General features: G+C 71.5%; 30 protein-coding genes. 6 read left to right on the forward strand and 24 right to left on the reverse strand.

Annotation, left to right across the window (positions count from 1 at the left end):
• The gene (locus tag ACIPV1_RS15430; protein WP_123936991.1) at positions 1 to 927 is read right to left on the reverse strand and encodes a LysR family transcriptional regulator ArgP; all 927 of its coding nucleotides are present in this window, start codon (positions 925 to 927) and stop codon (positions 1 to 3) included.
• 70 nt (positions 928 to 997) lie between these two features.
• On the opposite strand from ACIPV1_RS15430, the gene ACIPV1_RS15435 reads away from it, so the two are divergent.
• Positions 998 to 1,759, forward strand: a complete 762-nt coding sequence (locus ACIPV1_RS15435) for a LysE/ArgO family amino acid transporter (protein ID WP_185094114.1) — start codon at positions 998 to 1,000, stop codon at positions 1,757 to 1,759.
• Positions 1,760 to 1,773: 14 nt separating this feature from the next.
• Here the strand turns inward: ACIPV1_RS15435 and ACIPV1_RS15440 are convergent, their stop codons facing one another.
• The 7 genes from ACIPV1_RS15440 to ACIPV1_RS15470 form a co-directional block, all read right to left on the reverse strand.
• Positions 1,774 to 3,249, reverse strand: a complete 1,476-nt coding sequence (locus ACIPV1_RS15440; RefSeq protein ID WP_123936993.1) for an APC family permease — start codon at positions 3,247 to 3,249, stop codon at positions 1,774 to 1,776.
• Positions 3,250 to 3,440: 191 nt separating this feature from the next.
• A complete protein-coding gene (locus ACIPV1_RS15445; RefSeq protein WP_131845918.1) occupies positions 3,441 to 4,313 on the reverse strand; it encodes a hypothetical protein in 873 nt (290 codons plus the stop codon).
• Positions 4,314 to 4,331: 18 nt separating this feature from the next.
• On the reverse strand, positions 4,332 to 5,153 hold the full coding sequence (locus ACIPV1_RS15450; RefSeq protein ID WP_165918691.1) for an alpha/beta fold hydrolase: 822 nt from the start codon (positions 5,151 to 5,153) through the stop codon (positions 4,332 to 4,334).
• A gap of 146 nt (positions 5,154 to 5,299) precedes the next feature.
• The gene (locus ACIPV1_RS15455) at positions 5,300 to 5,560 is read right to left on the reverse strand and encodes a type II toxin-antitoxin system RelE/ParE family toxin (RefSeq protein ID WP_123293075.1); all 261 of its coding nucleotides are present in this window, start codon (positions 5,558 to 5,560) and stop codon (positions 5,300 to 5,302) included.
• Positions 5,557 to 5,817 (reverse strand): type II toxin-antitoxin system Phd/YefM family antitoxin, encoded by a 261-nt coding sequence (locus ACIPV1_RS15460; RefSeq protein WP_123293073.1) that lies wholly within the window; start codon positions 5,815 to 5,817, stop codon positions 5,557 to 5,559. Before ACIPV1_RS15460 ends, ACIPV1_RS15455 begins: the two co-directional genes overlap by 4 nt.
• Before the next feature lie 28 nt (positions 5,818 to 5,845).
• Positions 5,846 to 6,358 (reverse strand): methylated-DNA--[protein]-cysteine S-methyltransferase, encoded by a 513-nt coding sequence (locus ACIPV1_RS15465; protein WP_123936995.1) that lies wholly within the window; start codon positions 6,356 to 6,358, stop codon positions 5,846 to 5,848.
• Entirely contained in the window at positions 6,355 to 7,947 is a 1,593-nt protein-coding gene (locus ACIPV1_RS15470; protein ID WP_395874935.1) for an AlkA N-terminal domain-containing protein, read from the reverse strand. The genes ACIPV1_RS15465 and ACIPV1_RS15470 overlap by 4 nt, the downstream gene beginning before the upstream one ends.
• 318 nt (positions 7,948 to 8,265) lie before the next feature.
• Here ACIPV1_RS15470 and ACIPV1_RS15475 point away from each other — a divergent pair, with 318 nt between their 5' ends.
• Entirely contained in the window at positions 8,266 to 8,802 is a 537-nt protein-coding gene (locus ACIPV1_RS15475; protein WP_123937609.1) for a molybdenum cofactor biosysynthesis protein, read from the forward strand.
• 91 nt (positions 8,803 to 8,893) lie between these two features.
• Here ACIPV1_RS15475 and ACIPV1_RS15480 read toward each other — a convergent pair whose 3' ends face one another.
• The 5 genes from ACIPV1_RS15480 to folE all read right to left on the reverse strand — a co-directional run bounded on the left by ACIPV1_RS15480 (position 8,894) and on the right by folE (position 12,529).
• Positions 8,894 to 9,436 carry a type 1 glutamine amidotransferase domain-containing protein gene (locus tag ACIPV1_RS15480; RefSeq protein ID WP_123936996.1) on the reverse strand — a complete coding sequence of 181 codons (543 nt, stop codon included), beginning with the start codon at positions 9,434 to 9,436 and terminating at the stop codon, positions 8,894 to 8,896.
• A 115-nt stretch (positions 9,437 to 9,551) separates the two neighbouring features.
• Positions 9,552 to 10,205: an HAD-IA family hydrolase gene (locus tag ACIPV1_RS15485; protein WP_123936997.1), complete on the reverse strand. Its 654-nt coding sequence runs from the start codon at positions 10,203 to 10,205 to the stop codon at positions 9,552 to 9,554.
• 10 nt (positions 10,206 to 10,215) lie between these two features.
• Entirely contained in the window at positions 10,216 to 11,004 is a 789-nt protein-coding gene (locus ACIPV1_RS15490) for a pyrimidine reductase family protein (protein ID WP_123936998.1), read from the reverse strand.
• A complete protein-coding gene (gene folP / locus ACIPV1_RS15495; protein ID WP_123936999.1) occupies positions 11,001 to 11,939 on the reverse strand; it encodes a dihydropteroate synthase in 939 nt (312 codons plus the stop codon). Before folP ends, ACIPV1_RS15490 begins: the two co-directional genes overlap by 4 nt.
• Positions 11,936 to 12,529, reverse strand: coding sequence for a GTP cyclohydrolase I (folE, locus tag ACIPV1_RS15500; RefSeq protein WP_123293064.1), 594 nt, complete (start codon positions 12,527 to 12,529; stop codon positions 11,936 to 11,938). Before folE ends, folP begins: the two co-directional genes overlap by 4 nt.
• A gap of 176 nt (positions 12,530 to 12,705) precedes the next feature.
• On the opposite strand from folE, the gene ACIPV1_RS15505 reads away from it, so the two are divergent.
• Complete coding sequence (locus ACIPV1_RS15505; RefSeq protein ID WP_123293062.1) at positions 12,706 to 14,178, forward strand: NCS2 family permease; 1,473 nt, start codon at positions 12,706 to 12,708, stop codon at positions 14,176 to 14,178.
• A gap of 166 nt (positions 14,179 to 14,344) precedes the next feature.
• Here the strand turns inward: ACIPV1_RS15505 and ACIPV1_RS15510 are convergent, their stop codons facing one another.
• The 3 genes from ACIPV1_RS15510 to ACIPV1_RS15520 all read right to left on the reverse strand — a co-directional run bounded on the left by ACIPV1_RS15510 (position 14,345) and on the right by ACIPV1_RS15520 (position 15,761).
• Entirely contained in the window at positions 14,345 to 14,797 is a 453-nt protein-coding gene (locus tag ACIPV1_RS15510) for a hypothetical protein (RefSeq protein WP_123937000.1), read from the reverse strand.
• A 39-nt stretch (positions 14,798 to 14,836) separates the two neighbouring features.
• Entirely contained in the window at positions 14,837 to 15,058 is a 222-nt protein-coding gene (locus ACIPV1_RS15515) for a hypothetical protein (protein ID WP_235035857.1), read from the reverse strand.
• A 127-nt stretch (positions 15,059 to 15,185) separates the two neighbouring features.
• Positions 15,186 to 15,761 (reverse strand): prevent-host-death protein, encoded by a 576-nt coding sequence (locus ACIPV1_RS15520; protein ID WP_148086807.1) that lies wholly within the window; start codon positions 15,759 to 15,761, stop codon positions 15,186 to 15,188.
• Between ACIPV1_RS15520 and ACIPV1_RS15525 the strand changes: the two genes are divergently transcribed.
• Positions 15,751 to 16,014: a hypothetical protein gene (locus ACIPV1_RS15525; protein WP_402726755.1), complete on the forward strand. Its 264-nt coding sequence runs from the start codon at positions 15,751 to 15,753 to the stop codon at positions 16,012 to 16,014. The genes ACIPV1_RS15520 and ACIPV1_RS15525 overlap by 11 nt on opposite strands.
• Before the next feature lie 19 nt (positions 16,015 to 16,033).
• Here ACIPV1_RS15525 and ACIPV1_RS15530 read toward each other — a convergent pair whose 3' ends face one another.
• Together ACIPV1_RS15530 and ACIPV1_RS15535 are read right to left on the reverse strand one after the other, a co-directional pair.
• A complete protein-coding gene (locus tag ACIPV1_RS15530; RefSeq protein ID WP_123937003.1) occupies positions 16,034 to 17,293 on the reverse strand; it encodes an MFS transporter in 1,260 nt (419 codons plus the stop codon).
• A complete protein-coding gene (locus ACIPV1_RS15535) occupies positions 17,290 to 17,862 on the reverse strand; it encodes a transcriptional regulator (protein WP_123671389.1) in 573 nt (190 codons plus the stop codon). The genes ACIPV1_RS15530 and ACIPV1_RS15535 overlap by 4 nt, the downstream gene beginning before the upstream one ends.
• Before the next feature lie 91 nt (positions 17,863 to 17,953).
• Between ACIPV1_RS15535 and ACIPV1_RS15540 the strand changes: the two genes are divergently transcribed.
• Both ACIPV1_RS15540 and ACIPV1_RS15545 read left to right on the forward strand, forming a co-directional pair.
• Complete coding sequence (locus ACIPV1_RS15540) at positions 17,954 to 18,469, forward strand: DUF1697 domain-containing protein (protein WP_123937004.1); 516 nt, start codon at positions 17,954 to 17,956, stop codon at positions 18,467 to 18,469.
• Entirely contained in the window at positions 18,466 to 18,852 is a 387-nt protein-coding gene (locus ACIPV1_RS15545) for a VOC family protein (RefSeq protein WP_123937005.1), read from the forward strand. The genes ACIPV1_RS15540 and ACIPV1_RS15545 overlap by 4 nt, the downstream gene beginning before the upstream one ends.
• A gap of 40 nt (positions 18,853 to 18,892) precedes the next feature.
• Here the strand turns inward: ACIPV1_RS15545 and ACIPV1_RS15550 are convergent, their stop codons facing one another.
• The 6 genes from ACIPV1_RS15550 to hxlB form a co-directional block, all read right to left on the reverse strand.
• Positions 18,893 to 21,403, reverse strand: a complete 2,511-nt coding sequence (locus tag ACIPV1_RS15550; RefSeq protein ID WP_123937006.1) for a glycoside hydrolase family 65 protein — start codon at positions 21,401 to 21,403, stop codon at positions 18,893 to 18,895.
• A gap of 76 nt (positions 21,404 to 21,479) precedes the next feature.
• Positions 21,480 to 22,247, reverse strand: coding sequence for an HAD family phosphatase (locus ACIPV1_RS15555; protein ID WP_111083533.1), 768 nt, complete (start codon positions 22,245 to 22,247; stop codon positions 21,480 to 21,482).
• Between the two features lie 85 nt (positions 22,248 to 22,332).
• Positions 22,333 to 23,073, reverse strand: a complete 741-nt coding sequence (locus ACIPV1_RS15560) for an alpha/beta hydrolase (RefSeq protein ID WP_123339425.1) — start codon at positions 23,071 to 23,073, stop codon at positions 22,333 to 22,335.
• Positions 23,070 to 23,564 carry a GNAT family N-acetyltransferase gene (locus tag ACIPV1_RS15565; RefSeq protein WP_123937007.1) on the reverse strand — a complete coding sequence of 165 codons (495 nt, stop codon included), beginning with the start codon at positions 23,562 to 23,564 and terminating at the stop codon, positions 23,070 to 23,072. Before ACIPV1_RS15565 ends, ACIPV1_RS15560 begins: the two co-directional genes overlap by 4 nt.
• A 180-nt stretch (positions 23,565 to 23,744) precedes the next feature.
• Positions 23,745 to 24,371 (reverse strand): 3-hexulose-6-phosphate synthase, encoded by a 627-nt coding sequence (gene hxlA, locus ACIPV1_RS15570; RefSeq protein WP_123937008.1) that lies wholly within the window; start codon positions 24,369 to 24,371, stop codon positions 23,745 to 23,747.
• 11 nt (positions 24,372 to 24,382) lie between these two features.
• Positions 24,383 to 24,946, reverse strand: a complete 564-nt coding sequence (hxlB, locus tag ACIPV1_RS15575) for a 6-phospho-3-hexuloisomerase (RefSeq protein ID WP_111083824.1) — start codon at positions 24,944 to 24,946, stop codon at positions 24,383 to 24,385.
• Positions 24,947 to 24,985 lie beyond the last annotated feature (39 nt).

Here is a 24,985-nt window from a genome sequence, read left to right on the forward strand (position 1 = left end):
TCACCGGGTGACGGGGTGCAGGCGCTCGGCGGCGGTCGACCGCACCGCGTCCGTGACCCGCTCGAGCAAGGGTGACGCCAGGTTCCACCGCTGCCACCACAGGGCGACGTCGGCTCGGCGCGTCGGGGTGAGCTCGAGCAGCTCGCCCCGCGCCAGGGCATCGAGGCACTGCGCCTCGGGCAGCATCCCCCACCCGAAGCCGAGCGAGACCGCCCGTGCGAAGTCGGCCGAGGTCGGGACGAAGTGGCGTGGACCGGAGGGCGCGTGGCCGAGCACCCGGCGGAGGTAGCCCTGCTGCAGGTCGTCGTCACGGTCGTAGTCGACCAGGGGCACCAGGTCGAGGCGGCTCAGCATCCGCCGCTCGGTGTCGGCGTCGGCCAGGTAGCGGTTGACGAACGCCGGCGACGCCACCGCCCGGTACCGGTCGATGCCGAGCGGCACCGACGAGGAGCCCTGCACGGGGTCCGCCTCGGCCGTCACGGCACCCATCACCGTGCCGGCGCGCAGCAGCTCGGCGGTGCGGTCCTGGTCCTCGCGGTGCAGGTCGAAGACCACCTCGGTGTCGGCACGGACGAGTGCGAGCGCGTCGAGGAACCACGTGCCGAGCGAGTCGGCGTTGACGGCGAGCGGGATCGACGGCACCGCAGACCCCGCACCGTCGGCATCGGTCTCGCCGAGTGCGCGAGCGGTCTCGTCGTCGAGCAACCGCACCTGACGTGCGTGCCGGAGCACGACCGCTCCGTCGGCAGTCGGGGTGACCGGGGTCGTCCGTTGCAGCAGAACCCGGCCGACCTGCTGCTCCATCGACTTGATGCGCTGCGAGACCGCCGACGGGGTGATCGCCAGGGCCCGGGCGGCCGCGTCGAGGGTGCCGTGGTCGACGGCGGCCAACAGGGTCTCGAGGTGCTCGCGCTGGAACCGGACCATGCAGTGCAGCTTACGGCGCTGAAGGAACGTGAGCTGGTCTACAGCCGAGGGAGTACCTAGCGTCGTGGACGTGACCGCACTCCTTCCCCTGCTCGCCGGCCTCGGCACCGGACTCGCCCTGATCGTCGCGATCGGTGTGCAGAACACCTACCTGCTCCGGTTGGCGGTCAGCTCGGGGCTGCGGGTGGTGACGGCGGCGGTCGTCGTGTGCGCGGTGTCGGACGCCGTGCTCATCGTCGCCGGGGTGCTCGGCGTCGGGGCCGTGGTCGAGCGGTTCCCGGTGGCGCTCGTCGTCGTGCGGTTCGTCGGGGCCGCGTTCCTCGTGACCTACGGCGTGCTCGCCGCGCGACGGACGCTGTGGCCGTCGAGCGACGCCATGCGCGTGGCCGACGAGGCGGCGGACGACGTGACCATCTCGACTCGCGTCGCCGACCAGGCGGCGGACGACGGCGTGCCGGAGCCGGCCGCGGGCAGTGGACCCGAGCGCCCGGGGACGGTGGTGGCGGGGCGGACGCGCACCGCGCCTCCCGGCCAGGCGGTCACCATGCGCACGGCGGTGGTGACCATGCTCGTCTTCACGTGGGCGAACCCGCACGTGTACCTGGACACGCTGGTGTTCCTCGGGTCCGTCGCGAACCAGCAGGGCCCGGACGACCGCTGGCTGTGGACCGTCGGCGCCGTCGCGGCGAGCTGCCTGTGGTTCGGCGCGCTCGGGTTCGGCGGGCGACTGCTCCGGCCGCTGTTCGCGAAGCCCCTGACGTGGCGGGTGTTCGACGGCCTGGTCGCCGTCGTGATGCTGGGCTTCGGCGTCCTGCTGGTCGTCGGCGCGTAGGAGGCCGGAGCCCGCTACTGCTGCCCCTTGCCCACCCGGCTGTTGCGGCGGCTGTACCCGAAGTAGATGGCGAAGCCGATGACGAGCCAGACGACGAACCGCAGCCAGGTCTCGACCTCGAGGTTCAGCATCAGCCAGAAGCACAGCACCGCCGACAGGATCGGGATCACCGGCGACCACGGCACGCGGAACGAGCGCGGAGCGTCCGGGCGCGACTTGCGGAGCACGATGATGCCGATCGACACCAGCACGAAGGCCGACAGCGTGCCGATGTTGATCATGCCCTCGAGCTTGTCCACCGCCGTGAACCCGGCGAGCAGCGCGACGACGACGCCCGCGACGACCTGCACGCGCACCGGCGTCTGCGTCTTCGGGTTCGTCTTCGAGAACCAGCGCGGCAGCAGACCGTCACGGCTCATCGCGAAGACGATGCGGGACAGACCGAGCAGCAGCACCATGACGACGGTCGTCAGACCGATCAGGGAGCCGATGGCGATGATGCCGGCAGCCCACGGCAACCCGACGATGTCGAAGGCCGAGGCCAGGGACGGTGCGTCCTCCTGCGCCAGGCGCTGGTAGGAGACCATGCCGGTGATGACGATGCTGACGCCGACGTAGAGCAGCGTCACGATGCCCAGGCCGATGAAGATGCCGCGGGGCAGCGTCTTCTGCGGGTTCTCGGTCTCCTCCGCGCTGGTCGCGACGACGTCGAAGCCGATGAACGCGAAGAACACGAGCGACGCCGCGGCGAGCAGCCCGAAGACGCCGTACTGCGCGGGCTCGGAACCGGTGAACCACGACACGAGCGACTGGGTCCAGACGCTGCCCTCCGCGCCCTTGGCGGGCTCCGACGGCGGGATGAACGGGGTGAAGTTCGCGGCCTTGACGAAGAACGCGCCGGCGACGATGACGAACACCACGATGGCGACCTTGATGATCGTGATGACCGCCGAGACCCGCGACGACAGGCGGGTGCCGAAGGCGAGCAGCGCCGTGAAGATACCGACGATCAGGACCGGGCCCCAGGTGAACGGGATCGGGCCGAGCTGGATCGTGCTCGGCAGGGTCACACCGAACACGTCGAACGCGGTGCTGAGGTAGATGCCCCAGTACTTCGCGATGACGGCGCTGGCGGTGAGGGTCTCGAGGATGAGGTCCCAGCCGACGATCCAGGCGAGCAGCTCGCCCATCGTGGCGTAGGTGAACGTGTAGGCGGAGCCGGCGACGGGGATCGTCGAGGCGAACTCGGCGTAGCACATGATGGCCAGGCCACACGTGACGGCGGCGAGCAGGAACGAGATGATGACGCCGGGCCCGGCGAAGTTCGCGGCGGCGTTCGCGCCGACCGAGAAGATGCCGGCGCCGACGGCGACCGCGATGCCCATCGCGGCGATGTCGAACGTCTTCAGGGAGCGTTTCAGGGACCGGCCCTGCTCCTCGGAGTCGGCCAGTGAGGCCTCGATCGACTTGATGCGGAGCTTCGTTGCCATGGGGTGGATCCCGTCATCGACTGGGCGGCGGACCCCGTGACAGTACTGGTGTACCACCCCGACACGCAAACAGCGGAGCCGCTGGGCGCATGGGAACCAGGTTCCGGACGCGGAACCAGGGAACGGCGCGGTGCAGTGTCCGGAACCAGGTTCCGTGGGCAGAGCGGGTCGACCGGGAGGCCCGGCTCGGCTCAGGCGGATCGGCGCCAGTCCGCCAGGAACCGCGCTCCGGCCTCGTCGTGGATCACCCCGTCGGGTGCGGTGAGCACCGGGTACGGCGTCGCCGGCACGCCGTCCGAGGGACGGACGTCGACGTGCGCGACCTCGTGGCCGTTCGCGTGCAGCCAGTCCGCCATCGCGTAGTCGCTGCGCGAGTCGCCCATCGTGCGCCAGGCCGTCGGCAGCTCGCCGTCCTGCGCCAGGAGCTCGAGCGACCGCTCGGCGCCCATGTCCTTGCCGCTGCGGTCGGACTCGACGTCGGTCGAGATGATCGTCGGGTCGATCCGCCACTGCACGGCACCGTCGGCGTCGGGTCGGACGTCGTCGAGACGGCGCACGCCCAGGCCGCGACGCTCGAGGGCCGCCATCGCCTTCGCGTCGAACTCGGGCTGCCGAGCCAGGTACGTGGCGTTCGGCACCTCCACCCGCTGCTCGATCGACACCATGGCGCGCTTCGTCTCGTCGAAGAACACCAGGTCGGCGTACTCGGTGCGGACGAGCTCGCGCATCTCGTCGGCGTAGTCGCGCGGGAGCGCCAGGTCGTCGGCGACGGTGAGCTCGCTCATGCCGCCCTCGTACTGCGGGCCGATCGAGCACCAGACGGCGCCCTTCTCGCAGACGGCGTGCACGCGGCCACCCTCGGCGAGACCACCGGCGAGCAGCGGACCGACCACCTCGCTCCGGATGAAGGCGTCGCTCCGACCGGTGTTGAAGACGACGGGGATGCCCTCGGCGGCGAGGGCGACGAGGTCCTCGATGATGCTCGGGATCGCGATGGTGCGGGAGACGGGGCTGGCGATGGGCCCGTCGACGTCGAGCAGGAGTCCGAGACGAGGTGCGTTCACCACGCCATCCTCTCGCAGTCAGCTGCTCGGTGAGACGACCCGGACCAGGAACCCGTCGAGCACGGCGCCGATCGCGGCCGGGTCGGGCACGTGACCCTGCCCGGGGACCTCGACGTAGCCCGAGCCCGGCACGGCCTCGACGACCGCTCGGGCCGCCTGCCGCATCCACTCGTGGCCGTCGCTGCCCGCGGCGACGAGCACCGGGACACCGACCGCTGCTGCCACCCGCTCCGGGATCGCCAGGCCGTTGAGCACCCGCACGTCGCGGCTGAGCACGTGGGCGTCGACGACGAGCGACCGCCAGAGCGCACCCTTCAGCCGCAGCGCCGAGATCTGCCCCATCGGCACCCCCAGGACGTGCGCGAGGAACGCCCGGACGGCCTGGGCGCGACGGCCGGCGGCGACGTGCTCGTCGAGCAGGTCGGCGAAGACGACGTCGTCGGCGTGCGGGTCGACCGTCGCCCGGTACGGCGGCTCCCACAGCACGGCGGCCCCGAGCGGGACGCCGGCGGCGAGGCCCCGGAGGACCACCCCCGCGCCGACGCAGAGGCCGAGCGCGGCGACGGGTCCGTCCACACTCGCGACGACGGCCGCGAGGTCCTCGACCTCGCGCTCGATCGTCCACGGGGTGGTGTCGCCGCTCGCACCGCGGCCCCGCCGGTCGTACGTGATGACCCGGTAGCGGTCCTGCAGGCCGCCGGTCAGGTGCTCGACGGTGGGGGTGCCGTGGTGGTCGAAGGCGCCACCGACCACGACGAGCGCCGGACCGGTCCCCGCGTCGGACACGGCGATCACCGTGCCGTCGGCGGAGACGACCGTGCGGTCGACGTGCTGGTCCATTGGGGGCCTTCCGAGGGTGGTTCGACGGCGCTGCGTCGGGTCCTCGGGAGGGACCGGGCGGGTCGGTCCTCGAAGCATGGCATCGGAGCGCTCCCACGTCACCACCCGCAACCAGGGGGAGACGACCGATCCGGGTCCGGCTCCGCTCAGCGGTCGCGGTAGATCGCTCGGCGGTGGCCGGCATCGACGACGATCACGATGAGTCGGCCGTCGTCGATCTCGTAGATCAGACGGTAGTCACCTGATCGCACCCGCCAACCGGGTCGGTTCACGAGCTTCCGAGCTGCCGGGGGCCGCGGGTGGTCGGCGAGGATCGCGAGGAGTCCCTCGATCCGCCGACGACCGTCGGGCGGGAGCTTGCGGATGACACGTTGCGCGGACGGGATGACCTCGACCGACCAGGTCATCCGAGTCCGAGTTCGCGCTTGAGATCGTCCCACTGCACGTTCTCGCCGCCGATGCGCTTGTTCTCCGCGATGGCAGCGTCGTACGCGACCAGGTCGTCGAGGTCCTCGGCCGCCTCGAGCAGGCGGTCCAGGACATCCGCGTCCACCACCGCCGCGACGCGCTTGTTGCGCCGGGTCAGGTAGACGGGTTCGTGCCGGGCGTCGTCGATGATCGACGCCAGGCGGCCACGTGCTTCGGAGATCGACACTTCGCTCACCTGTACATTCTAGAGCGTTTTGTACAACTCAGACGAGCGCCGTGGTGCCGACCGACTCCCGTTCGAGCAACGATCGCTTGACGTCGAGCCCCCACGCGAAGCCCCCGAGCGTGCCGTCCGACCGCAGCACCCGGTGGCACGGCACGAACAGTGCGGGAGCGTTCCGTGCGCACACGCTGGCGGCGGCCCGCACGGCGTCCGGACGGCCCATCGCCCCCGCGAACTCGGTGTAGGTCAGGGTGCCGCCGGCGGGGATGCGGCGGAGCTGCCGCCACCCCTCGGTGAACAGGTCGGTGCCGAACTGCCGCACCGGCACCTGCATGGCGTGCTCGACCTCGCCCGAGTAGAAGGCGTCCACGGCATCAGCGGCGGCGACCGTGCCGTCGACGATGCGACTGGGCCGGTACCGGTCGGCGAGCCGCCCGAGGATCCGGTCGAGGGAGTCGGTCCAGCCCGAGGCGAGGACACGGCCCTCGGCGTCCTCGAGCACGGTGAAGGCCCCGTCCGGGGTGTCCAGGGTCTGGATGGTTGCGTCGGTCATCGTTCGTCCTTCCGAGGGTCGTTGTCTGCGTGCCGCGCACGGCCGGTGCCGTGCACCCGCGCACCGGCGGCCGTCGCGATCGCGCGGTCGATGATCGGTCGCCAGCAGTGCATCGTCAGGTAGCTCCGCCAGGGCGCCACCTGCTCCGACCATAGGGAGAGCTCGCGCGCCGTACCGGGCAGTCCGAGTTCCTGTGCACCGTTGCGCACCGCGAGGTCGCTGTGGAGGAACACGTCGGGGTGGTGCCGGACCCGGAGCGCCACGTAGTCGGCGGTCCACGGCCCGATGCCCTTCACCGCCAGCAGCCGCTCGCGCAGCTCGTCGAGGGACTGTCCGCCGTCGATGACGAGCGACCCGCCAGTGAGCGCTGCGGCGACCCGCAGGATCGTGTCGACGCGGGCGGCCGGACCGCGCAGCACCTCGTGGCCGCGGGCAGCGATGACCTCGGCGGACGGGAACAGCAGGCCGTCCGGCAGGATCGCCGACGGAACAGCAGCACCGAGCGCCGCCACGAGCCGCGTCTGGGCCGTCCGGGCCGCGGCGACGGAGACCTGCTGCCCGATGAGGGTGCGGAACACGATCTCGTGCGCGTCGACGGCACCGGGCAGCCGCAGGCCGGGGACCCGCCGCACGGCCGCGGCCAGCTCGGGCACGGAGCCGAGCACCGCGTCGACGGCGACCGGGTCGGCATCGAGGTCGAAGTACGACCGGACGCGGGCGACGAGCGTCGGCAGGTCGGACAGGTCGGTGACGCGCACCCGCAGGTCGATCCCGGTACCGCGACCGGCGGCCGTGGAACCGGCCGTCCCCGCGACCGCGGCCGACGCGGTGAACCAGCCCGGGCCTCCCGGCAGGTCGAGCAGCCGCCCGTACGAGGCGACCCGACCGGATTCGTCGGTGTCCACCTGCTCCAGGCCCGGCAGGGCGTGCAGCGCGTGCCAGTCGAGGAGCCCCTGCGCGTCGAACGGCGGCCGCGCGGGCAGGTGCACGTGCAGTGCGCCGTCGGACGCGGGCCGGAGCGTCCGTCGGGCGCGCAGCGCGGACGGGGTGACGGCGAAGACCTCGCGGACGGTCTCGTTGAACTGGCGGACGCTCGCGAACCCGGCCGCGAAGGCGACGTCCGCGATCGGCAGGTCCGACGACGTCAGCAGCGTGCGCGCCGTCTGGGCGCGGTGTGCGCGGCTGAGCGCCTTCGGGCCGGCACCGAGCTCGGCCGTCATGATGCGGTTGAGCTGGCGTTCGGAGTAGCCGACCCGTGCGGCAAGGCCCGGGACGCCGTCGCGCTCGACGACGCCGTCGAGGACGAGGCGCATGGCGCGGCCGGCGACGTCCTCGCGCAGGTCCCACTCGGGGCTGCCGGGGGTCGCTTCGGGCAGGCAGCGCTTGCAGGCACGGAAGCCGGCCAGGTGCGCTGCTGCGCTCGTGCGGTAGAAGGTGACGCCGGTCTCGCGGGGCGTGCGTGCCGGGCAGCTCGGTCGGCAGTAGATGCCGGTGGAGTGCACGGCGGTGACGAACTGGCCGTCGAAGCGTGCGTCGCGCGAGGCGACGACGCGGTAGCGCTCGGCGTGCAGCTGGTCGGTTCCGGGGATGGTCACGGGCCCAGCCTGACACGCACCACCGACCGCGACTGGCGGAAATCGGACGCCGCGGCGGTCGCGTGGTGCGGGTGGCGGGCGGCCCGAGGTTCCGAGATCTCGGCATGTCGGCGCTCGATGTGCTCGCCCGTGGAACCTCGGCGCCACACCGACGGCGTGTTGTGGAACCTCGGCGCTGCGGCACCGACGACGGCACGGCGTCGACCGGGAGGCCCGGCTAGCGTTGGGCGGGTGAGCACCGGAGAGGACGTCGCCGGGTCTGACCACCGGGTCGGCCCCGACGAGCTCGCCGAGCTCGCCGACTCCGTCGACCTGCCGTTCCGGACCGACGTCGAGATCGCGCTGCTGCTCGTGTCGCGCCGCCACCGCTACGAGGGCAGGCCGGCCGACGGTGCCCTGCCGGTCCGGTCGGACGACCCGGACGAGCTGCGCGACCGCATCGAACTCCGCGCGGGACTCGGCATCGTCGACGACCGCTACTTCGCGGCGCGGGCGCACGTGCACGCCTCGGTGACGGTCATCGGGCTCGAGGGCCTCGAGGAGGTCGGACGGTCACTCGGCGAGCCGGTCGACCCCGTGGCGACCCGGCGGAACGTGTTCCTGCGGGGCGCCGACGTCGAAGCGCTCCGGGGGGAGCCGTTCTCGCTGCAGAGCCCCGGCAGCGGTGCCGTGCTGTTCCGCGGGTACCGGCCGGCGAACCCGTGCGCCTGGATGGACCACGAGGTGGCGCCGGGTGCGTTCCGGGCGATGCGTGGACGGGGCGGGGTGCGGTGCGACCCCGAGTCCGACGGTGTGCTCACCCTCGGACCCGCGGTGCTCCGGACGACCCGCCCCGTCGCGCTGGGCTGACGGCGGTGCCGTCAGCGGCAGCGCCGGCAGCGGCAGGGCCGTCAGCGGCAGGGCCGTCAGCGGCAGGGCCGTCAGCGGCAGCGCACCGTGCTCACGCGGTCAGCGCGCTCTCGATCGCGTCGACGAAGGCCGGCAGGTCGTCGGGGTTCCGCGAGGTGATGATGCCGCCGTCGACCTGGACCTCCTGGTCGACCCACTCGGCGCCGGCGTTCCGGACGTCGGTCTGCAGCGACGGGAACGAGGTGATCGTCCGTCCGCGCAGCACACCGGCCTCGATGAGGGTCCACGGGCCGTGGCAGATCGCCGCGACGGGCTTGTTCGCCTCGACGAAGGCCGTCACCAGGGAGACCGCCGAGTTGTCCTGTCGCAGGGTGTCGGCGTTGATGGTGCCACCGGGGACCACGAGCGCGTCGTACCCGGTCACGTTGACACCGGCGATGGTGGTGTCGGGGTCGAGGGACTTGCCGGGGTCCTTGTCGCCGACGAGGGTCGCGATCGAACCGGAGTCCTGCGCCGCCACGGTCACCGTCGCGCCACGCTTGCGGAGCTGGTCGACGGGCACGACGATCTCGTCCTGCTCAACGCCGTAGTTCGTCGCGATGACGAGGACCTTCTTGCCGTCCAGGGTTGCCATGGTCGCTCCTTCCGCGGCCCGGTGGTTCCGGCCGCACGTACGGCCCGGGTGTTCCGGCCGCACACCCGAGGGTCGTCGGGGAGCGCTGGGCGTGCCCGCAGGACGCAGCGGGTCCTCAGCCGCGGATGCGGAAAGCGGACCCTTCGGGCTCGACGGTGATGCCCTCGTACCCCGACACCCGGTAGAGCCCCGCCGTGACGTCCGACTCGTGCGGGCCGACGACGACCGTGGTCGCTCCGGAGGCGATGGCCGACTCGAGGCCGGCGGGGGCGTCCTCGAACGCCACGCAGTCGGTTGCCGCGACACCGAGCAGTGCGGCACCGCGCAGGTACCCGTCGGGGTGCGGCTTGCCGTGCTCGACGTCCTCGGACGGCACGAACGCCGTCGGCATGGTCAGGCCCGCCGCCGCCATCCGGCCGGCGGCCAGGTCGCGCGGCGCACTCGTCACGAGCGCCACCGGGACCCCCGCGTCGAGGAGCCGGTCGACGAAGGCTGCGGCGCCGGGGATCTCGAAGATGCCCTCGCTGCTCGCGCTCTCCTCGGCGACCAGTGCGGCGGCGATGCGGAGCTGTTCGTCGCGGTCCAGTCCGGGCAGGAAGTGCCCGATCGTGCTGATCGCCTGCCGGCCGTGCGAGAAGGCGAGGATCTCGGCCGGGTCGATGCCGCGGTCGTGACCGAACCGCGTCCAGGTGGCCTCGACCACCGCGGTCGAGTCGACGAGGGTCCCGTCCATGTCGAAGAGGACCCCGGACGCCACGATGTCGATCACGCGCCCGACCCTAGCCGACGCGGTCGACCGACACCGAGACGCGGGCAGACGGCTCCGCCCGGACGTACCGGGTCAGGAGCACGTCACCCGCACCGCGGAGCACGTGCGCGGGCCGCATCCGTCGCAGCTCCGGGGAACTGCCGCGGGCGATCCGGGGCCCGGTGCCGCCCTCGAGCGACGGGTCGATCGTCAGGGTCAGCTCGTCGACGGCGTCCGCGGCGATGAGCGACCCGAGGAACGACGGGCCGCCCTCGCAGTGGATCGTGCCGAGCCCCCGCGCCACCAGTGCGTCGCGGACGAGCGACACGTCGACCGAGTCGGTGTCGGTGTCGGTGCTGCAGGGCACGACGTCGGCGACGGACGACAGCGCGACCCCGGCGTCCGACGCCGCCGCAGCCGCGGAGGTCAGGACGACGGGCCGGACCGGGGCCTCGGTGAACACCCGGGATCCGGCGTCCAGCGACAGTGACCGAGACACGATCGCGAACACCGGGTGGTCGGGCAGGCCGTGCGCCCGGCGCCAGGCCACGTCGGCGTCGTGCAGGACCATCGGCCCGTAGCCCTCGTCACGCACGGTGCCGGCTGCGACGAGCACCACGTCGGCGACCCGGCGGAGCAGGTCGAACACGCGCAGGTCGTCCGGGCCGCCGAGCGACCCCGAGACCCCGGCGGCCGAGGCGGACCCGTCGACCGTCGCCACGAAGTTCACCCGCAGCCACGGCGCCGACGCACCCGCGGTGTACAGGTCGACCAGGTCGTCGTCGGACAGGTCCGCGATCGACGGGGGCAGGAGGTTCACGTGTTGTGCCGCGCTTCCACCGGCGTGCGCCAACCGAGCGTCGCCTCGACCATGCGCATCGCGTCGACGCTCTCGGCGACGTCGTGCATCCGGACGATCCGCGCCCCGAGCATCGCGCTCACGGTCGCGACGGCGAGCGAGCCCGCCAGGCGTTCGCCGCGCGGGCGTCCGAGCGACTCCCCCACGAAGTCCTTGTTCGACACCGCCGCGAGCACCGGGTAGCCGAGCGCCACGACCTCGGGCAGGCGCCGGGTGACCTCGAGCGTGTGCACGGTGTTCTTGTTGAGGTCGTGGCCCGGGTCGACGACGATCCGCGACTCCGGGATCCCCGCGGCGAGCGCCCGGTCGACGCGCTCCCGCAGGAACCCGACGACGGACGCGGTGACGTCGTCGTACTGCGGCGGCGCTGCGAGGGGCCGTCGGGGTTCGGCGAGCGAGTGCGTGATGACGATCGTCGCCTCGGAGTCCGCGACGACGGCCGCCATCCGGGGATCGGACAGGCCGGTGGTGTCGTTGACCACGCTCGCGCCAGCTGCGATCGCCGCTGCGGCGACCTCGGGGCGGAACGTGTCGACGCTGATGGTGACGTCGGACTCCTGGGCGAGCTGCTCGACGACGGGCACGACGCGGTCGACCTCGTCCGCAGCGGGCAGTTCCGGCCCCGGAGCGAACTTCACGCCGCCGATGTCGACCCAGTCGGCGCCCTGTTCGGCAGCCCGGACGGCGGCGGCGACGGCGCGGTCGAGCTCGAAGGTGGCACCGCGGTCGTGGAACGAGTCGGGCGTGCGGTTCACGATCGCCATCACGGCGATGCGGTGGTCGAAGTCGAACGTTCTGCGTCCGATCGTACGGACCGGCTGCCGCAGGTCCGGCACGACCCAGCCGGGTGCGGTCGATCCTGCCTGGAGGCCCGTGGCGGCCCCCTCAGACGTCACGCGTCCGCCTCGGGGTCGGGTACACGCCCCGCACCGATGAGCGCGATCGCCTCCGCCCGGCCCGCGGCGTCGGCCAGCGAGCCGTTCGCCGCGACCGTGACGGTCGTCGAGCCGGTCTGGCGCTCCCCACGGGTCGTCACGCACTGGTGCTGCGCGTCGAGGACCACGAGGACCCCCTCGGCACCGAGCCCCTCGGCGATCGTGGCAGCGACCTGCTCGCCCAGCCGTTCCTGCAGCTGCGGACGCGAGGCCACGGCGTCGAGCACCCGCGAGAGCGTTCCGAGCCCGATCAGACGGTCACCCGGCGCGTAGGCCAGGTGCGCGACCCCGAGGAACGGCAGCAGGTGGTGCTCGCAGACGGACCGGAACTTCACGTCGCGGACGATGACGAGTCGGCCGCGTTCACCGTCCTCGGCGTGCACCGTGCCGTCGCGGGCGATGGCCACGGCGTCCGTGCCGATGCCGGCGAAGAACTCGGCGTACGAGTCGGCGACCCGAGCGGGTGTGCGTTCGAGTTCGGGGCGGTCGGGATCCTCGCCGATGCCGAGCAGGAGTTCGCGCACCGCGGCCTCGACGCGGGCACGGTCCATGCGTGACGTCACCGGTCCATCCAACACCAGCCATGGCCGGAGAACGCGAGCCGGCGCACGGCGTGACGTCCCCCGATCACGCGGGTCGGGCCTCCCGGTCGGACATCGGCGCACCCTGCGCGCCCTGTGAGGATCCTGTGACATGCCGGAAACCCAGCAGGCTTTAAACTTGCTCGGTGAGCGCCACGAAGACCGACACCCCACCCCGGAACCGCTTCGCGACCGGCCTCGATCGATACTTCTCCATCACGAAGCGCGGATCCACGATCCCGCGCGAGGTGCGAGGCGGACTCGTCTCGTTCGTGACGATGGCGTACATCGTCATCCTCAACCCGCTGATCCTCGGTGGGTTCAGCGCCGACCAAGCCGCCAAGGACGTCTCCGGCGGCTGGCTCGAGAACGCGCAGGTCGCCGCCGCGACCGGCCTCGTCGCCGGCCTGATGACCATCGCCATGGGCGTCATCGCGAACCTGCCGTTCGGCATCGCCGCGGGCCTCGGGATCAACTCGTTCCTGGCCGTCAGCGTCGTGCAGCAGGTCACCTGGGCCGAGGCGATGGGACTCGTCGTCATCAACGGCGTGATCATCGTGGTCCTGGCGTTGACGGGGATCCGGACGATGATCTTCACCGCCGTCCCGGCGCAGCTGAAGGCAGCGATCACCGTCGGCATCGGCCTGTTCATCGCCTTCATCGGCCTCGTCGACTCGGGCTTCGTGCGCTCGTCCGGGCTCGCGTCGCCGCCCCTGCAGCTCGGTGAGGACGGCTCCGTCGGCGCCCTGCCGACCATCGTGTTCCTGATCGGCCTCGTCATCATCGGCACGCTCATGGCCCGCAAGGTCAAGGGCGCGCTGCTCATCGGGATCGTCGCGACGACGATCATCGCGATCATCCTGCAGGCGATCTTCCAGGTGCCGACCTCGGTCGACTCGAAGACCGGCTGGAACCTCAACGCCCCCGGCCTGCCGAGTGCGCTCTTCGCGTTCCCCGACCTGTCGCTCGTCGGCCACGCCGACCTGTTCGGTGCATTCAGCCGCATCGGGCCGTTGGCCGCGTCGATGCTCGTCTTCACCCTCGTGTTCACGAACTTCTTCGACGCGATGGGCACCATGACCGGCCTGGCGAAGGCCGCCGGCGTCGCGAAGCCCGACGGCACGTTCCCCCGCCTGAAGTCGGCGCTCGTCGTCGAGGGCGTCGGCGCGATCGCCGGCGGTGGCGCCTCGGTGTCGTCGAACACCGTCTTCATCGACTCCGCCGCCGGCATCGGCGAGGGCGCACGCACCGGCATGGCGTCGGTCGTCACCGGCCTGCTGTTCCTGGCGTCGATGTTCCTCACCCCGCTCACGCAGGTCGTCCCGCTCGAGGTCGCCGCCGCCGGACTCGTCGTCGTCGGCGCCCTGATGGTCGCGCAGGTCGCGGACATCTCCTGGACGGACTTCGGCTCGGCCCTGCCCGCGTTCCTGACGATCGTCGTCATGCCGCTGACCTACTCGATCGCGAACGGCATCGGCGTGGGCTTCATCAGCTGGGTCCTCATCAAGCTGCTGTCCGGCCGGGGCCGCGAGGTGTCGTGGCTGCTCTACGTCGTCGCCGCGGGCTTCCTGCTGTACTTCGCACGAGGGCCGCTCGAGGCGCTGCTCGGCGTCGGCTGAGGCCGGGGGGCTGGGCAGGGGCTGGCCGGGCTGGGCAGGGGCTGGTCTGCAAGAGCGACAGTTCCTGTGGGGCCGTCCGAGGGTGGTCCACGAAAGCGACAGTTGTCCGCGAAACATCCGCGGAGAACTGTCGCTTTCGCGTTCGGGCCGGCCGGGAGGCCCGTGCTCAGTCCGGCAGGTCGCCCGGCGTCGCCTCGTGGTGGCGTCGACCGCCGGACCGCCGATCCTCCTTCATGCCCGCCTCGAACAGGTGGCGGCGCCCCTGCACGAGCTCGTCCCGCGCAGTGCGCTCCAGCTCCTTCGCCAGGGCGTAGTACCCGTCGTCGTAGTCCTCGACGACCTGGAACGTCCAGCGGCCGGCGATGACGTTGCGACCCACGAGCTCGGTGTCGATGCGGTCGGCGAGTTCGGTGTGGCCGGCCTCCCGGAGCTGCTCGACGGCTTCGCCGAGGTTCAGGTCGGCGGTACCCGTCAGGCGGTGGAAGCCGTAGAGCAGGCCGCGGGCGTGCTCGATGACCTCGACCGCAGCCGACAGTGTGCCGAGAGCCTCCACCGTGGCGTCGGAGACCCCCGCGGGGGCCTGGTGCTGTGCGTCGGGGCCCTGATCGTCGTTCGTCATGCTCCCCGTCTACACGAGGGCATCCGAGGTCAGGCGCAGTCACTTCGTCTGGTTGGGATGGCGCGTGTGGACGTCTGTGATGCAGACGACTCGATCCGCCTCGTCCACCGTGAACCAGATCCGCGCGCCCCGCTTCAGTTCGAGCTGCCGACGTGTCCATTCGCGACCCGAGTGCCGGACGACGCCGAGCGCACCGCGGAGCGCATGGCAGGCCAGGTCTTCGGACAGGGGATCGCTGGTCAACCGCTCCCAGGCTGACACGACGGCGTTCCGCTGTGTCGCCAGGACGTCTCGCCAGCCGTGTTCTGCCGAGCGCGTACCCAGGACGACCGTGAACTCCGTCGTCCGTACCGGACGGGGGACACCGGTGCCGCGACTGACCACGGCTTCACGGTGCGTCGAGGACGATCGGGTGCTCGAGGAGTTCGGGTTCGCCGGTGCTCCAGCCCGCCGCGATCGCCTCGGCACTGCTGCGCCACGCCTGCATCTCGACGAGCAAGGCCCGCGGCTGCCTGAGCGAGAACGATCCACGAGCCACGTCGACGATCTCACGTGCGAATCGCTGCTGGTCGTCTCGACTCAGGAGCTTGATCCACGGGTAGGGGATGGCGAGTCGATCGTGGAGCGGCAGCCCCTCGTTGACGGTCACTGCAGCGATCAACTGCGCAGCGATCTCGAGGACCGCGTCGTCGTCGTCCGAGCGTTCCTTCGTGGTGAGCACGAGCGCTTTTCCATCGCGCCGCGTGACTTCGAGCGGCTCTTCTTCAGCTGCAGCGAACACTTCTCTCGAGTGGCGGGAGAGGTCGGACGACTGGACGGCACGACGCGAGCGAGGAGGGGCGATCAGGGTCATGGATCCAGCGTATTCAGAACGCGTTCTGAACACAACCCGCAGTTGCTCGCCGTTCGATTGCGACCTAGCATTCGAACACACGTTCGAACGAGGAGACCCGATGATGATCACGGAGACGGCCGCCACGGTGTGGTGGTCCGAGGGCGCACCGAGCCGGCTGGTCTGGGGCGGGCGCCGTTGGCGGGTGAGCGACACCCCGACCCGTCTGACCGTGACGCGGGCCGAGCTGCCGACCGCCATCACCCACGCCCCCGAGCGCACGGTCGGCTGGCGTTTCCAGGCCACGGCCGACGACGGGGAAACGCTGGTGGTCGACATCGTGCCCGAGGGCAGCGGCTGGGGCGTCGCGCGGACGTGGACGTGAGCGCCACCCCGGATGCGGACTACGTCGTCACGCGCTCGACCGGCGCCCGCTCCGGAGCCGGTCGTTCCATGAGACGCCAGGCGCCACCCGTCAGCGGCGCGAGCGTCACGACGGTGTAGAGCACGACGACCGCTCCGAACGTCGCCTGCACACCGACACCCTCGGCCGCGAACCCGGCGAGCAGTCCGCCGAGTGGGATGCCCGCCCAGGACCCGGCTCCGAGCAGCCCGAACACCCGGGCCCGCATGTGCACCGGGATGCGCTCGAGCTCGACCGCACCGAGGATCGGGTTGAGTGCGCCGGCGGCGAGGCCCGACAGCGCCGAGGCAACGAGCATCCACGGCAGCCCGAGGCCGAGCGCCGGCACCAGGAGTGAAGGCCCACCGGCGAGCACGAAGCACACGACGAACGTGATCCGACGGGGGACGCGGTGTGCGACGTACCCGAAGGCCACCGAGCCGAGGAACGCCGCACCGCCGAAGGTCCCGGTCACGAAGCCCAGCGCCTGCGCCCCGCCGAGTGTGTCGGCGGCGTAGAGCGGGAGCAACGTCGTCGACCGGGCCGCGTCGAGCAGGTTCGTGATCAGCACGAGGGCGATCACGAGCCGGAAGAACGGGTCGCGGACGCAGAACCGGAAGCCCTCGGCGATGTCCCGCCAGTACCCGTTGGTCGGAGCCGCATCAGCGGTCACGGCCTCCCCGTCACCGTCCGCCGGCCGGACCAGCACCGCAGCGAGCAGGGCGGCGGTGCCGAACGCCACCGCGGTGCAGACGAGTGCGGCCATCGGTCCGGCAGCCGCGACGAGCACCCCGCCGAGCGGCGCGCCGATGAGCACCGAGAGTCGCTGGGACGCCTCGAAGTGACCGACCGCGCGCTCCAGCGGGACGCCGGCCCATCGTGCGAGCCCCGGGAGCAGGACCCGGCGTGCGGACTCCCCGGGCAGGTCGAACAGGCCGCTCACGAACACGAGCGCCAGGAGTGCCCAGAACGGCAGACCCACCGTCCAGGCGAGGATCGGCATCGCCAGGAGGGTCGCACCGCTGACGAGGTCCGACGCCACACTCGAACGGACGAACCCGACCCGCTCGACGAGCGCCCCGCCGAAGGGGCCGCCGAGGACGATCGGCACCGTCGCGGCGAAGGCGGCGATCCCGACGTCCGTCGCCGAGCCACCCCGGGCCAGGACGGCGAAGGGCACGGCCACGGTCGTGACGACGTTGCCGGTCCGCGAGACGACCTGGACCGCGAGCAGCGCACGCAACCGTGCCCGGGCGTTCACGGTCGCCCCATCCGGTAGCTCTGCGTGACGGCGATGACGCGCTCCGACCCGTCACCCGGCGTGTGCGCGTCACTCACGGCCGTCCATCGCTCGACGACGGCACGCAGTTCGGCGCCGAGGCCGGTGAGCTCCTCGGCGGTCAGTCGCAGCACCTCGTCGGAGCTGGTCGACGCCGCGACCCACTCACGGCCGAGCACCGGCGCCTGGTCGATGAACCGCCCGTACTCGGCCGCGTACGCATCGGCGACGGTGTGGTCGAGTGCCGTCGTGGCGAGCATGCGTTCCGGGTCGTCGAACGCATCGGCGAGGTCCCACGACGTGTGGTCCGCAGTCGCACGCCACCACCGTTCCCGCCGGTCCGAACCGAGCTCCGGCGCCGGCTCGATGAAGTCCGCGTCGGCCAGACGCTTGCAGTGGTAGCTGATCGTGCCGGGTGCCTCGTCGATCTCGTCGCCGAGCATCGCCGCGGTCTGCGGTCCACCGGAGCGCAGGAGCCCGACGATCCGCAGTCGGGTCGGGTGAGCGAGGGCGCGCATGTGGGCGGCGTCGTCGAGTCTGCGCACGGTCATGCTCTGACGATAGATGCACAAGAACTCTTGCGCAATGCTTCTTGTGCATTTGACCCGCCTGGATCGGCCGCCTCCGCGCTACGGTTCCGGCATGGCGAAGTGGATCGCGCTGCTGCGCGGAGTGAACGTCAACGGCATCACGATCAAGAACACCGAGCTCGCGGAACTGCTCCGCGGACTCGGCTTCGACGACGTCCGCACGGTGCTCGCGTCCGGCAACGTGGTGTTCGGCACGGACGCCGACGCGCCGACCCTGAAGGCCACGATCGAGCAGGCACTCCGTGACCGCTTCGGCTACGACGCGTGGATCGTGCTCGTCCGGCACGACGACCTTGAAGGCATCGTCGAGGGGTTCCCGTTCGACCGGGCCGACGATCGGCACGACTACGTGGTGTTCGGCTCCGACGACGACGCCCTCGATGCGCTGCTCGCCGACCTCGCGCTCGACACCACGGTCGAGCAGGTCGCCCGGGGTGACGGGGTCGTGTACTGGTCCTGCCCGAAGGGGTCGAGCACGGACACCGTGTTCGCGAAGCGGGCCGGGGCAGCACGCTTCAAGCGCTCGACCACGACGCGCAACACGAACACGCTCCGGAAGCTCCTGTGACCCGAGGAGCCCTGCACCACGTCGAGCTCCGCACCGCCCGCCTCGACACGGCGAGCAGGGCGTGGGGCTGGCTGCTCGGCGAGCTCGGGTACACGCCGTTCCAGGAGTGGCCAGCGGGCCGGAGCTGGCGACTCGGTGACGTCTACGTCGTGCTCGAGGCCGCACCGCTCGACGGCGCGCACGACCGCCGACGGCCCGGGCTGAGCCACCTCGCGTTCCACGCCGGCGACGCCGGACAGGTCGAGCAGCTGTGGACGGACGCACCGGCGCACGGCTGGACCCGCCTCTACGAGGACCGGCACCCGTACGCCGGCGGTCCAGACCACCGTGCTGCCTTCCTGGAGGACGCCGAACGGTTCAAGGTCGAGCTCGTCGCGAGCTGACGGGGTCGAGCGGGCCCCCGCCGACGGCCGGCGTGACGCCCTACGCGGTCGTCTCGTCCACGTCGAAGTCGCGCTGGAGCGAGATCGTCGGGATCGACGCCGTGATCACGGAGCCGTCAGCGCGGAGCGTGCCCTGGATGTCGCTCGTGGTCGGTGCGTGCCCGGACATCCGCGGCCCCTGGTGCGGCAACGGAACAACGGTCGGCTCGCCGGCCTCGATGTCCCACTGCTGGTTGTGCACCCAGGCGGTGAAGCCCGTGCCGGTCTCGACCGTGAAGGTCATGGCGTCCTGCCCGAGGTCGACCCGGACCCGCGACCCGCGCACGGTCAGTCGGTAGGTCAGCGAGTCCCAGTGCCGCGGCAGTCGCGGGTTGAACGTCATCCGGCCGCCGTGGTCGCGCATGCCGCCGAACCCGTTGACGAGCGCACCCCAGATGCCACCGGTCGACGCGATGTGCACGCCGTCCGAGGTGTTGCCGTGCAGGTCGGCCAGGTCGACGTAGAGCGCCGTCTGGAAGTACTGGTCGGCGAGGTCGTGGTACCCGACCTCGGCCGCCATGATCGACTGCACGACCGCCGACAGCGTCGAGTCGCCCGTGGTGAGCGCGTCGTAGTAGTCGAAGTCGCGGCGCTTCTCGGCCGCGGTGAACTCGTGCCCCTGCAGGAACAGCGCGAGCACGACGTCGGCCTGCTTGAGCACCTGGAACCGGTAGATGACCAGCGGGTGGTAGTGGAGCAGCAGCGGACGCTTGGACTCGGGGGTGTTCTCGAGGTCCCAGAGTTCCTTGTCGAGGAACTGGGCGTCCTGCGGGTGGATGCCACGGTGCGGGTCGAAGGGGATCTCCATCGACTCGGCGGCGTGCTCCCACTCGACGAGCTCGTCGGGGCGCAGACCGGTGCGTCGGATCATCCGGTCGTACTCTTCGACGTCGTCGGCCGCGAGTTCGCGGCACGCGTTCACCGCGAACCACAGGTTCGCCCGCGCCATGACGTTCGTGTAGAGGTTGTCGTCGACGACGGTCGTGTACTCGTCGGGCCCGGTGACGCCGTCGATGTGGAACTTCTTGTCGCCGTTGGAGCGCCAGAAGCCGAGGTCGGCCCACAGCCGAGCGGTCTCGACGAGCACGTCGATCGCCCCGCGCTTCAGGAACTCGGTGTCACCGGACGCCCGCACGTACTGCATCAGGGCATGGGCGATGTCGGCGTCGATGTGGTACTGCGCAGTGCCGGCGGCGTAGTACGCGCTCGACTCCTCGCCGTTGATCGTGCGCCAGGGGAACAGGGCACCCCGCTGGTTCAGCTCGCGTGCCCGCGAGCGTGCGGCGTCGAGCATGTTGTAGCGGAACCGCAGCGCGTTCCGGGCGACGATCGGCGCCGTGTACGACAGGAACGGCAGGACGTAGATCTCCATGTCCCAGAAGTAGTGCCCGCCGTAGCCGGAGCCGGTGACGCCCTTGGCGGCGATGCCGTGCCCGTCGGTGCGGGCCGTGGCCTGCGCGAGCATGAACAGGTTCCACCGGACGGCCTGCTGGATCTCCGGCTGCCCGGCGATCTCGACGTCGCTCCGGGCCCAGTAGTCGTCGAGCCAGACGCGCTGCTTCTCGAACGTCTCGTCGATGTTCTCGGCGTGCGCCCGGTCGAGCGTGCGGTCGCAGCGGTCGGCGAGTTCGCGCACCGGGACACCGCGGGAGGTGTGGTACACGACGTGCTTGACGAGTCGGATCGGCTGCCCGGCACGCGCCTGGACGCGGTAGACGTGCTTCGCCAGGTCGTCGTCGATCGACGACGACTCGTCCCAGCTGTTCTCGGTCTCGAGGTGGTGTTCCACACCGACGCAGATGGTCATGCCGGAGCTCGACGCCTGGTACCCGAGCAGGGAACGGGCGCCGGTGCTGCGCTTGAGCTTCGGTTCGAGCACCCGGTCGGTGAAGGCCTCGGCCTTGCGCGGGTCGAAGGCGTTCGCGGCGGCGCGCATCCCCGCGTGGTACTCGTCCTGCACGTCCTGGCGGTTCAGGATCTGGCTGGACAGCAGGATCGAGGCGTCCGCGTCGAGCACGGTGACCTCGTAGTCGATGACGGCGAGGTGCCGATCGGTGAACGACACCAGGCGGCGGGACCGGATCAGCACGCGCTTGCCGGACGGCGTCGACCACTCGGTCTCGCGGAACAGGTAGCCGCCGCGGAACTCGAGGCGCCGCGTGTGGTGGAGGATGTCCGCCTCGGCCAGCACGAGGGGTTCGTCGTCGACGTAGAGCCGGATCACCTTGGCGTCGGGCGCGTTGATGATCGTCTGGCCGGTCTTGGCGAACCCGAAGGCGTCTTCGGCGTGCCGGATCGGCCAGGTCTCGTGGAACCCGTTGATGTACGTGCCGTACTGCACACCGCCGCGGCCCTCGTCGAGGTTGCCGCGCAGGCCGAGGTACCCGTTACCGACGGCGAAGTTCGTCTCGGCGACGCCCTGCTGGTCGGGGGTGTACTCGGTCTCGACGAGTGCCCACTCGTCGATCGGGTACCGGACGCGGTCGAGCGGGTCCGAGGTGATGGGGTTCATGGTGCTCCGTGGGAAGGGAGGGTGGCGTGGGGACGTCGGTTCGACCGGGAGGCGCGGCTCGCCTCCGGCGCGCTGGCTACGTCGTGCTGGTGGTCGCGTGGGGAAGGTCCGCGACCAGGTCGGCGAGGTCCGTCACGACGACGTCGGCGCCGTGTTCACGCAGCGCGTCGGCGCCCGCTCCGCGGTCGACCCCGACGACGAGCCCGAAGGCCCCGTTCCGGCCGGCTTCGACACCACTGGTGGCGTCCTCGACCACGACGCACTCGGCGGCGGTCAGTCCGAAGCGCCCGGCGGCGTCCAGGTAGGTGTCGGGGGCGGGCTTGCCCGCCAGGCCGTCCTGGCGGGCGACGAGCCCGTCGACCACGACGGTGAACCGGTCGAGGATGCCGGCGGTCCGCAGCACCGAGACGGCGTTCGCGGAGCTCGAGACGACCGCGACGTGGAAGCCGGCGTCGATCGCGGCGGTGAGGAACCGGAGCGAGCCGGGGTACGGCTCGACGCCGTGTTCGTCCAGCTCGGCGGTGAACTCGGCGTTCTTCCGGTTGCCGAGACCGCACACGGTGTCGTCGTCCGGGCCGTCGTCCGGGGTGCCCTGCGGCAGGTCGATCCCCCGCGACTCGAGGAGCGACCGCACGCCGTCGTACCGCGGCTTGCCGTCGATGTACGCGAAGTAGTCGGCCTGTGTGTACGGCGCGACCCCGTGCGCTTCGAGGTACGGCGTGAAGAGCCGGCTCCAGGCGCGCATGTGCACGTCGGCGGTGGGGGTGAGGACACCGTCCAGGTCGAACAGGAGCGCTCGCGTGTCCGCGAGTCGCGCGGGTGTGCGCCGGGTCGGCGTCGTCATCTGCAGCCCTTCAGGGAACGGGGTTCGTGGACGTTGCTCTCGTCGAGTCTAGGACCGCTCCAGCACGCGTGTTCAGACCGCGCCGTCAGCGCAGGCCAGGGGCCGGCGGCAGGTCGCGCGCCCATTCCTCGATCGCCGAGGAGATCTGCTCGCGGGCGGCCTCGCGGCTGATGGTCGCCGTGCGGTCGCCCGGCTGGTCCCCGTAGGCGCCGAAGTCGGCGTGGTTCGAACCCTGGACCTCGGTCATCGTCGCGGTCGACGGCAACAGGTGCCGGGCCGCGTCGACCTTGTCGGGGGTCGAGAGCCCGTCACGCGAGCCCGAGACGCTCAGCACGTCGATGTACGAGCTGCTGATGTCGTTCGCGCAGTAGCTGCCGAGCAGCAGCAGGCCGTCCGCGTCCTGCGCGAGCTGGCAGGCACGGACCCCGCCCAGCGAGTGCCCGCCGACCGCCCAGGTCGCGACGTCCGGCGCGTGCGCCTCGAAGGTCGAGAGCGGCCGGGTGTCGAAGAACGCGAGGTTGAGCGTCGGCTTCGTGATGACGACCGTCGTGCCGTTCGCGACCACCTGCCGGAAGGTCGCCATGTACGCGTACGGATCGACCTTCGCACCCGGGATGAACACGATGCCCTTGCCGTCGGCCTGCCCCGTGGGCGTCATCACCACGGAGTCACCGGCATCCTGGACCGACACACGGTCGTCGCGCCAGACCTGCAGCGCAGCGCTCCGGGTGCCCTGCATGACGATGTGCGCCCAGACGAGGAACACCACCACGACCACCAGCAGCACGGCGACGATCCACGCGGTCCACCGCAGTACTCGGTTCATGCGACCACCGTACGACGCATCAGCACCTCGTTCCGACCGTCGGGCAGGGGAGCGCCCGGTTCGTCGAGTGCGGTGAACCCGGCGCGCTCGTAGGTGTGCCGGGCGACGGTGTTGTCGGGCATCACGGAGAGTTCGAGCGCCCCGCCACCGGAGGCCGCTGCCCACTCCGCGATCGTCTCGATCAGGGCACGTGCGACGCCTCGGCCCCGGGCTGCGGGGTCGACCCACATCGAGATGAGTTCGGCTGGCACACCGGCGTCGGCGCCCGGGACACCGCTCGCCATCCCGACGACGTCGCCCTCGGCGGCGACCGCCAGCAGGTCGAGCGCACCGGGGATCGACAGGCGTGTCCGCCAGCGGTGCTCGGGGGCGTCCGCCCAGTCCTGCAGCGTCGAACCGAACGCGTGCGGGGAGTCGGCGAGCGCCCGCAGCCGGACGGGTCGCCAGGTCTGCCAGTCGTCCGCGGTCACCCGGCGCAGCTCGATCGTCACGCCTCGACGGTACCGGCGGAGGTCCCTCGGTGAGCAGAAATGGTCGGGTGCGTGATGCGCACTCGACCATTTCTGCTCACCATCGCGGCGCGGGCGCCGCGGGCACACGCGGCCGCGGGCGCCGCGGGCACACGCGGCCGCGGGCGCCGCGGGCACACGCGGCCGCGGGCGCCGCGGGCGCTACGCAGTGATCGCGGCGCGGATCTCGGCGGCTGCTGCGCCGACGTCCGACGCGCTGTAGATCGCGCTGCCGGCGACGGCGATCCGGGCACCGGCCTCCTGCACCGAGGCGACGGAGGACGCGTTCACGCCGCCGGCGATCGAGAACGGCACACCCGACTCCTTGCCGGCGTCGAGCAGTGTTGAGAACGTGAAGCCCTCTTCCGCCTGCTCGTCGAGCCCGGCGTGCACCTCGACGAACTCGGCGCCGAGCGCAACGGCCTCGCGGGCACGGGCGGCCTTGTCGGAGACGCCGATCAGGTCGACGACGATGCCCTTGCCGTGCTTCTTCGCGGCCTTGACGGCGCCGACGATCGTCGAGTCGCCGGCGACACCGAGGACGGTGACCAGGTCGGCACCGGCCGAGAAGGCGATGTCGGCCTCGAGCTCACCGGCGTCCATCGTCTTGAGGTCCGCGAACACGATCTTGTCCGGGTGGGCTTCCTTGATCGCGGTGACGGCGGACAGGCCGGCGCTCTTGATCAGGGGCGTGCCGAGCTCGAGGACGTCGACGTGCGGCGCGGCCGCGGCGGCGAGTTCGAGGGCGGCTTCGGTGGTCAGGGTGTCCATGGCGAACTGGAGCTGCATGTGGATGCCTTTCATTCGAGGTTTGCGTGTCGGGGCCAGAGGTCGTCGGCGGACTGCCCGCCGCGGGACCAGAGCGTGTGGAACAGGGCGTCGCCGACCAGGGCGACGGCCTGCTCGAAGAGGCTGCCGGCGTACTGCGCCGAGGCCGTGCCGGAGCGGTCGGTCTTCGTCGCTGCCGGCAGCACGAGGGTGACGTCCGCGACCTCGGACAACGGGGAGTCGTCGGTGGTCGACAGGGCGACGACGGACGCGCCGACGTCGTGCGCGGTGCGGGCGGCCTGCACGATGCCGGTGGTCGTGCCGGAACCGCTCGCGACGAGGAGCACGTCCCCGGGCCGGATCGCGGGCGTGGTGACCTCGCCGACGACGTGGACGTCGCGACCGAGGTGCATGAGCCGCATCGCGGTCATGCGCAGCGCGAGTCCGGAACGGCCGGCACCGTGCACGAAGACACGGTGGGAGCGGTCGATCAGGTCGAGAGCGCGCTCAGCCGACGCACCGTCGATGTTCGCGGCGAGGTCGGTGACCTCACGCACGATCACGTCGAACGCTGCGGGGACGGTGGGTTCTGCCATGTCCACGAGCATGCCGTCGCGCGGCCCGCCGCACCGCTA

It is taken from the genome of Curtobacterium sp. NPDC089991, assembly GCF_044748425.1.
GTDB lineage: Bacteria > Actinomycetota > Actinomycetes > Actinomycetales > Microbacteriaceae > Curtobacterium.